This window comes from Sulfuricurvum sp. MLSB, from assembly GCF_000747095.1.
In the GTDB taxonomy this organism is placed as follows: domain Bacteria; phylum Campylobacterota; class Campylobacteria; order Campylobacterales; family Sulfurimonadaceae; genus Sulfuricurvum.
Genome location: NZ_JQGL01000079.1, coordinates 1 through 1694 on the forward strand (window position 1 = coordinate 1; position 1694 = coordinate 1694).

Annotated in this window: 2 protein-coding genes and 1 pseudogene; all 3 read right to left on the bottom strand. The window is 50.8% G+C overall.

The annotated features are described in order from the left end of the window. Nucleotides 1-481: pseudogene (locus JU82_RS06380) on the bottom strand (RNA polymerase factor sigma-54); the annotation flags it as partial. Nucleotides 482-486: 5 nt separating this feature from the next. Continuing rightward, the gene (gene lptB, locus JU82_RS06385) at nt 487-1209 is read right to left on the bottom strand and encodes an LPS export ABC transporter ATP-binding protein (RefSeq protein ID WP_037948259.1); all 723 of its coding nucleotides are present in this window, start codon (nt 1207-1209) and stop codon (nt 487-489) included. Continuing rightward, nucleotides 1202-1597: a tRNA (adenosine(37)-N6)-threonylcarbamoyltransferase complex ATPase subunit type 1 TsaE gene (gene tsaE, locus JU82_RS06390; RefSeq protein ID WP_294892367.1), complete on the bottom strand. Its 396-nt coding sequence runs from the start codon at nt 1595-1597 to the stop codon at nt 1202-1204. The genes lptB and tsaE overlap by 8 nt, the downstream gene beginning before the upstream one ends. Between the last annotated feature and the right edge of the window lie 97 nt (nt 1598-1694).

Below are 1694 nucleotides of genomic sequence, written 5' to 3' on the forward strand. Positions count from 1 at the left end.
AAACATCGCGTGCGCCGATACCGACGGGTTCGACGTGCACAAAACGAAGACGAATCTTTTCGAACTGCTCTTCGCTGATAGCGTGTTCGGAACAAAACGCTTCGCTGTCTCCTTCGTAGTATCCCCCTTCGTCAAGGTTTTCAATTACATGGCGCCCGATCAGCTGCGAAAGCGGGGTCGGGAACAACGGGGCGTCAATCTGTTCTTGAAGCACGTCGTAAAGGCTTTTGTGCTGAATCGTAAGGGCTTCGATCGCTTCGGAATGGGAGTTTTGGACGTATCCTTGCTGTATCTTTTTGGGAATTTTGGCTTCGAAATTTTCTTCGAAACCCGATTTTACTTCGATCAGGGGGTTGTTTTCAACAAACGGGGCCATCGCTTCACCCAGATCGCTGAGGCTCGAATGGAGAATCGGAAGCCAGTTGCGAAGGGTATTGGAGAGTTTGTTTTTGAGTTCGACGTTTGTTTTAACCCGTAACATGGAGACTAAAACTTGAACGATTCACCGAGATAATGCTGACGCACATCGCTGTTATGGGCGATCTCGTCGCTGGTTCCCGCCGCCAGAAGCGAACCATTTTTAATAACATAGGCACGGTCGCAGACCGCCAGTGTCTCACGGACGTTATGATCGGTGATCAATACGCCGATTCCGAATTCGACAAGCTGCGATATCACGCTTTGGATATCCATAACGGCGATCGGGTCAACCCCTGCAAACGGTTCGTCAAGGAGGAGGAAACGGGGTTTGTTGACGAGTGCGCGGGCGATTTCCGCACGCCGACGCTCCCCGCCGCTTAGATTGATTCCGCGACGGTTTCGGATCGGTTCGATGTTGAACATCTCCAACAGCTCTTCGATCCGTTTTTCCTGCGTTTCCTGATCAAGTTTTCCGGCCTGCGCGGCAATGATCAGGTTCTCTTCCACGGTAAGGTCTTTAAAGATGGACGCTTCTTGCGGCAGATAGCCGATTCCCATTGTCGAACGTTTGTGCAGAGGAAGGCCGGACACGTCGACACCGTCGATAAACACTTTCCCCTCCGTCGCCTCGACAAGACCGCAAATCATGTAAAACGTCGTTGTTTTACCGGCTCCGTTCGGCCCTAATAATCCGACGACTTCTCCCGTTCGAAGTTCCATACTGATTCCACGAACGATTTCGTGTTTTTTAATCGTTTTGACCAACCGTTCAGCTTTTAGTTCATGCACGTGACACCTCATAACATCGCGACTCATCGTCGCATTTGGTAATTTTTACAATCGCGGTTTCCAAACCGCTTCGTTTAAGCCATCCGATCAACGTATCGTCTCCCCACTCGACGAGATGATACCCTTCGCGCTCAAGCTCTTCCATCATTCCTAGGCTCAAAAACTTCTCGAAACCGTAGTTGTAGAGGTCGTAATGATAGAGTTTGTCTCCGTAACGTTGCTGGAGCGAAAACGTCGGGGACGTCACCGCTTCATCCAGCCCTAGAAATTCGGCAAACGCCTGAGTAAACGTTGTTTTGCCGCTTGAGAGATCGCCTTGCAAAATCACGATTCCTCCCTGCGGGAGTTCCTTGGTGATACGTTCGCACAGCTGCGGCAATTGGGACAAGGAAAGTTTCATCATAGTTTGGACGAAATATCAATGATTTGCGCCAGTTTGGCGGCCGCTTTGCCGCTGCGCAATCCCTCGCGGGCGATCTCCAGCC